Raw genomic sequence first — 6,593 nt, 5'->3', positions numbered from 1 at the left:
AAGAGACAGGAATAAATTATTAATTTATTCCGTGCAGTTTTATTAAATAACCTAGTATTATATTAAATCTTTAGTTAAAAACTGTGCTCGACCATACCCAAAACTCCAATCACTATTAGAATTTTCATGGATTGCAATCATAATATCTACGGGATTTATACCACAGAACTGGTTTAGATCATCAACTAAAGTTTGATATAACGCTATCTTTTTGTTGTTATCACGTTCTTTACTTAATATCGTAATTACTATGTTAGTTTCAGAACGTTTATACTCTAATCCTGAATCTTGAATAATCATTTCATACGGCTCATGTTGATTAATAATTTGATAGCGATCACGTTCGGGTATTTTGAAGACTTTAACCAAACTATTATGTACCGTATCTAAGAGAAGTCTTAGTTCTACTTCACTTTTACCTCGTTGTATATCTAATTTAACTAAGGGCATAGAGCGTCTCCTTTGTTTTGACTTAGGCTTTCTTATGTTTTCTCATATCCAAAACAACGGCTCCGATGATAATTAACCCCTGAATAATTTGTTGAACATAAGCATCAATCCCTAGTAGAGTAAAACCATTTGTAAGTGTCCCTAATATAAGTGCCCCAACCACAACACCAGAAACTTTACCAATCCCACCACCATGACTGGTCCCACCAATTGTTGCTGCAGCGATGGCTGTCGTTTCAAACATTGTTCCAGCTGCTGGTTGAATAGAACCACCTGTTCTTCCAATATAGATAAGAGCGGTAATACCAGCTAATACTCCTGAAATAACATAAACCCAAACTAAGTTACGTTTAACTTTAATCCCTGATATTTCAGCTGCCTCGATGTTCCCACCAATGGCATAGATACTCTTACCAAATGACGTGTAGTTCATAAGAACCCACATAAAAATAATAACAAGAATATAAATCAAAACAGGTACAGGTAATATCCCAAATAGTCGATCTCCTAAGAAATTAACTTGAGGATTAATATTACTGATAGGTTTTCCTTTAGTAATCATTAAGGCTGCCCCTCTAACTGCAATTTGGGACCCTAAAGTTGCGATAAAGGGTGGAATACCTGTATAAGCTATTAACCAGCCGTTACCAAACCCAACTAAGCCACCAATAACTAATGACAGTAGTAAGGTTACAATTAGTGGTGCTTGACCGACACTAGGAAAAATCTTTCCAACAGCATCTGTTGTTTGGCTAATAGTACCTACCATTATCCCAGCAAACGCTAATGTAGAACCCACTGAAATATCAATACCTTTGGAAATAAGGACAATGAATAGCCCGAGCGCTAAAATCCCATAAATAGAGGTTTGTGTTAATAAATTCAAAATATTATTAACCGTCAAAAAATTAGGATTTAAACCTGATAACATAATAAACATGACAATGAGCACAAAAATGATTAAGTAATTTTGAAAAAACTTCTTCTTATTCCCTTTAATAATACTATTCACGCTATTCCCTCCACATACAATTTGTTATGAAAAATCATTTTTCAACCCACTGGCATATGCAATAACATCTTCTTGGGTTAAGTTTTTATTAATAAGATTCCCTGTTATTTTTCCTTCATGCATAACAATAACCCTATCGCTCATACCTAAAATTTCAGGTAGTTCGGATGAGACCATGATAATTCCTTTACCAGTAGCGGCCATTGTTGAAATATTACGATGTATTTCTGCTTTGGCTCCAACATCAATTCCACGAGTTGGTTCATCTAGTATTAAAATTTCTGGGCGCGTCAGTAACCACTTGGCGATGAGAACTTTTTGCTGATTGCCACCACTCAAGTTTTCGATAGCTGTTTCAGCAGTAGGTGTTTTTACATTAAGTAAATCAATATAAGCTTGTGACTCTTCGGATAAACGTTTGTTGTTAAGTAAGCCGATTTTATTTTTAAAAGAACCTATAGAACTTGAGACAATATTGTAATTGACAGATAGCATTGGGAATATACCTGTTTTACGTCTGTTTTCTGTTAAAAATGCTAATTTTGATTTTACAGCGGATGAAGCATTGGTTATATGTAATTCTTTACCATTGAGAGTTACTTCTCCGGATAATTTATGCCTGACACCAAATAGAGCTTCCATAACTTCGGAACGACCTGCTCCAACAAGACCAGCAAAACCAAGAATTTCTCCTTCTCTCACTTCGAAGGAAATATTTTTAAAGTCTTTTTCATTGCTAAAGTTCTTTACAGATAACTTTACAGGTCCTAATTCTACTTTTGTCTTAGGAAAAAGTTGGGTGACATCCCGGCCTACCATTAAATTGATAAGCTCTTGTTCATTTATTTCACTGACAGGTCGTTGAGTAATATACTGCCCATCTCTAAATACGGTTAATTCATCACAAATTTCCATAATTTCATCTAACTTATGAGAGATATAAATAATACTAACGTTCTCTTTTTTTAGATCACGAATAATCTTATAGAGTTGCTTCACTTCTTTTTCAGTAAGAGATGATGTTGGTTCATCCATAATGATAACTTTTGCATTAAAAGATAAGGCTTTTGCAATCTCAATCATCTGTGTCGTCGCAACCGTAAGTTCTTTCATAAGAATTCGTGGGCTAATTTCTAAATTAATTTTATCTAATACAGCTTTGGTCATATCTTCCATTTTTTTATGATCGATAAATCCAAATTTATTCTTCGGTTCGCGACCTAACCAAATATTTTCCATAATACTTTTTTCTGACACTGGGCTGAGCTCTTGATGAATCATCGATATTCCAAGGTGTAACGCTTTAATAATGGAATAATCTTCAATGTAATTACCATCAAACCAAATTTTTCCAGAGGTTGGTTTATACATGCCGATAATACATTTCATTAATGTTGATTTTCCAGCACCGTTCTCACCAATGAGAGCATGTACTTCACCTTTTTTTACTGACAGATGAACATCATCTAAAGCTTTAACTCCAGGAAATTCTTTAGTGATATGCTCTAATCGTAAGATACAGTCTAAATCATTTTCCATACTGACTCGCTCTCCATTCTGATTATTTTATTAGTTATTTAAACTCATTAATATTTTCTTTTGTAATCAACTTGAATGGCACATACTTAACGTGTTCTTCTGGCGCTTTGTCATTTAGCAAAGCTGTAACTGTCTCCATAGCACCGCCACCTTGCCCCACCGCATCTTGGAATATTGTACTAGCCATATCCCCATTCTCTACAGCTTCTAACGCATCAGGAATCGCATCAATACCTGTGATAAGAATATCTGAACGTTTATTTTTCTTCACCGCTTGAACAGCACCTAATGCCATTTCATCATTATTAGAAATAATAGCTTTCAAATCATCACCATATGTAGAAATCCAGTTTTCAGCTATTGTTAACGCCTTATCTCGTTGCCATTCTGCTGTTTCTTTATTTAGAACTTCCATATCAGGGTATTTTTCTTTAATAGTTTGCTCAACACCCTCTGTTCGTTTCATCGTTCCCTCATTGCCTAAAATTCCCATTAGAATGGCTATTTTTCCTTTGCCTTTTAATTTATCACCAATATTTTCAGTTTGCATAATTCCTGCTGTTACTTCTTCAGAACCTACGTAGTAAACTCCCTCAGGCATTTCTTTTTCTTTTCCTGCATAAGGATTACGATTAACATAAACCAACGGAATTTTAGCATCCTGTGCTGCTTTAGTAATAGGAGCCATAGCACTTGTATCAACAGGGACAACAATTAAACCTATTACGCCATTCTGTATCAAGGTATTTACTTGATCTTGTTGGGAAATTAAATCTTCTTTTGCATTTTCTACTTTAACTTCAATATTTTGTTTTTTAGCTTCTGCCTCTGCGGCTTCAAGGATATACGTTTGAAAAGTATCATTTAAATTGTTAATGGCATAACCAATTTTTTCTTCTTTTTTACCATCGTCTTTAGATTTATCATTTGATTTACTACAGGCTGCGAGTGACAAGACAATTGTTATGACGACTGTCAATAATACATATTTTTTCATTTTCTTCCTCCTATAAGGTAAAAAGGGGCAACGACAACAAACCAACACCAAGCTCAACAGAAAGCGCTATCATTTCGATGGCTATAAATAGTTATCTGTTGGTTAAGTCTTGGTTATATCTTAATTCTGTTTAACAAGTTAGTCAAGATATTTCACAGAATATTAAAAAAAACCGCGTGCTAAAGCGAGCGGTTTTAATAAACGAGTTCAAGATTAATTTTATTTTGTGAAAAATACTCTATATATTTTGACGGTAATTCTCCACCGGAAATGATGTGATCAACCTCTTTTAAATCCGCATACGTACTTAATGTCGCATGATCAAATTTACTGTCATCTGCAAGTAAAAATAAGGTCTCTGCCTTATCCGAGACTGCTTTTTTTATTCGAGTCTCGAGAATATCAGAATTTGTTAAGCCGCTTTTTAGTGATACGCCCGTTGAGGCCATAAAAGCTTTATTGACGTTTAGACTCTTTAAAATGTCACTATTATTTAATTCTAAGAACGAACGTGTTTCCTTTTTATACTTATTACCAATAGTGATGAGCTGGACATTCTCTAACTCAACAGCAAAATTTATAACATCTAAATTATTGGTAATGACAGTAAGTGGTAAAGTTTGATCAATGTAATCCAGAATATTCATCGTTGTCGTCCCGGAGTCAATATAAATATAATCATTTGGTTCAATGAACTCTGCTGATTTTTTTGCTATAAGTGTTTTTTCATTTAGTTTAGTAACTTCTCTATGCTCAAATGAAACTAAAGAATTATTTTTTAAAATAACACCTCCGTAAACTTTTTCAAGGATGCCTTTATCGATTAAATATTTGGTATCTCGTCTTATCGTATTCTTTGAAACGTTGAATGCTTGGCATAACTCATCTAGCGTAGCGGTCTCCTTTATCTTTAAATATTCCTCAATTTCATGAATTCTTTGAATTTTCATCTAGCTTCTCCATTTCTATCGTTCAAAAGACTTATTTACGATAAAAAATATAACACATACCCAAAAGTTAATCAAATATTGACGGTAAAATTGATTGACTCTGTCTGATTTAAGCGCTATCATTTACCCAAGACTTACCCAAAAGTTTAAAAAATATTAGGAGGTATTAGATGACCACAGAAAGACTTTTAAAAAACTATATCAATGGTGAATGGGTGACTAGTCATTCTACCACATCAGAACCGGTTTTTAATCCAGCTACAGGTGACATACTTTGTAGCGTTCCCTTATCTAACTTAAAGGATTTGGATTTTGCCGTTCAATCAAGTGAAAAAGCGTTTGAGTTATGGAAATTAGTTCCTGTTACTAAACGCGTTGCTATTTTATTCAAGTTTCAGCAATTAGTTGTCTCACATAAACAAGAATTGGCCGAATTAATTACTAAAGAGAATGGTAAAAATATTAAAGAAGCTTTAGGTGAAGTACAACGTGGGATTGAAAATATTGAGTTTGCAACATCTGTTCCAAGTCTTATGATGGGTGACTCTCTTTCTTCTATAGCAACACATGTAGAAGCTGTTAACTACCGTTATCCCATTGGTGTTGTAGGAGGGATTACCCCATTCAATTTTCCTATGGTGGTTCCTTGTTGGATGTTTCCGATGGCGATTGCTTGTGGGAATAGCTTTATTTTAAAACCTTCAGAAAAGACGCCTCTTTTGGCTGAGAAACTAGTTAGTCTGTTTTCTGAAGCAGGTTTACCTGAAGGTGTATTAAACGTTGTCTATGGTGCTCATGAAATTGTAGATGGTTTACTAGAACATCCAACTGTTAAAGCTATTTCTTTCGTTGGCTCTAAACCTGTTGGAGAGCATGTCTTCAAAAAAGGATCAGACCATCTTAAACGTGTACAAGTATTAGCTGGAGCTAAAAATCACAGTATCGTATTAAAAGATGCTAATTTAGATGAAACTATCCCTAATATCATTGGAGCAGCATTTGGCTCTGCAGGTGAACGCTGCATGGCTGCTACAGTTATAGCGGTTGAAGATAGTATCGCAGATGACTTTATGGCTGCTCTTGTAACAGCTACTGAAAACATAACAATTGGTGAGGGACTTGATGGGAAACATTTCCTTGGACCTGTTATTAGAGCGGATGCGCAAGCTCGATTGTTTTCAGATATAGAAGAAGGTTTGTCAGCCGGTGCCACTCTAGTTTGTGATGGACGTACATCGCTTCCAGAAGAAGGCTATTTTGTAGGACCAACCATTTTCGATAATGTCACTACAGAGATGAGCTTATGGCAAAAAGAATTATTCGGACCAGTATTATCAATTATACGTGTTAAAGATTTAATGGAAGGTGTTGCGTTAGCTAATCAATCTGAATTTGCCAATGGCGCTTGTTTATTTACCAACAATGCATCTGCTATACGTTATTTTAGAGAAAATATTGACGCTGGTATGCTTGGAATTAACTTAGGTGTTCCTGCTCCAATGGCTATCTTCCCCTTCTCTGGCTGGAAATCATCTTTTTATGGCACATTGCATGCCAATGGCAAAGATAGTGTGGATTTCTATACACGTAAAAAAGTGGTAACTGCCCGTTATCCGTTATCTAATATCTAAGAATTAGAAAGGTG

6 protein-coding genes are annotated in these 6,593 nt (G+C 34.9%); 1 reads left to right on the top strand and 5 read right to left on the bottom strand.

Going from position 1 to position 6,593, the window contains the following annotated elements; all coding sequences use genetic code 11:
- Positions 1 to 57: 57 nt before the first annotated feature.
- The 5 genes from OL233_RS07145 to OL233_RS07125 all read right to left on the bottom strand — a co-directional run bounded on the left by OL233_RS07145 (position 58) and on the right by OL233_RS07125 (position 4,948).
- On the bottom strand, positions 58 to 450 hold the full coding sequence (locus OL233_RS07145; RefSeq protein WP_275471650.1) for a tautomerase family protein: 393 nt from the start codon (positions 448 to 450) through the stop codon (positions 58 to 60).
- A gap of 22 nt (positions 451 to 472) precedes the next feature.
- The gene (locus tag OL233_RS07140) at positions 473 to 1,462 is read right to left on the bottom strand and encodes an ABC transporter permease (protein ID WP_275471649.1); all 990 of its coding nucleotides are present in this window, start codon (positions 1,460 to 1,462) and stop codon (positions 473 to 475) included.
- 24 nt (positions 1,463 to 1,486) lie between these two features.
- A complete protein-coding gene (locus OL233_RS07135) occupies positions 1,487 to 3,001 on the bottom strand; it encodes a sugar ABC transporter ATP-binding protein (protein ID WP_275471648.1) in 1,515 nt (504 codons plus the stop codon).
- Between the two features lie 34 nt (positions 3,002 to 3,035).
- Positions 3,036 to 3,998 (bottom strand): substrate-binding domain-containing protein, encoded by a 963-nt coding sequence (locus OL233_RS07130; RefSeq protein WP_275471647.1) that lies wholly within the window; start codon positions 3,996 to 3,998, stop codon positions 3,036 to 3,038.
- 194 nt (positions 3,999 to 4,192) lie between these two features.
- Entirely contained in the window at positions 4,193 to 4,948 is a 756-nt protein-coding gene (locus tag OL233_RS07125) for a DeoR/GlpR family DNA-binding transcription regulator (RefSeq protein ID WP_275471646.1), read from the bottom strand.
- Positions 4,949 to 5,118: 170 nt separating this feature from the next.
- On the opposite strand from OL233_RS07125, the gene OL233_RS07120 reads away from it, so the two are divergent.
- Positions 5,119 to 6,579 (top strand): CoA-acylating methylmalonate-semialdehyde dehydrogenase, encoded by a 1,461-nt coding sequence (locus OL233_RS07120; protein ID WP_275471645.1) that lies wholly within the window; start codon positions 5,119 to 5,121, stop codon positions 6,577 to 6,579.
- Positions 6,580 to 6,593 lie beyond the last annotated feature (14 nt).

This window comes from Vagococcus proximus (assembly GCF_029143285.1).
GTDB classification, from domain to species: Bacteria; Bacillota; Bacilli; order Lactobacillales; family Vagococcaceae; genus Vagococcus_D; species Vagococcus_D proximus.
This window is presented reverse-complemented; position numbering and strand designations above follow the sequence as displayed.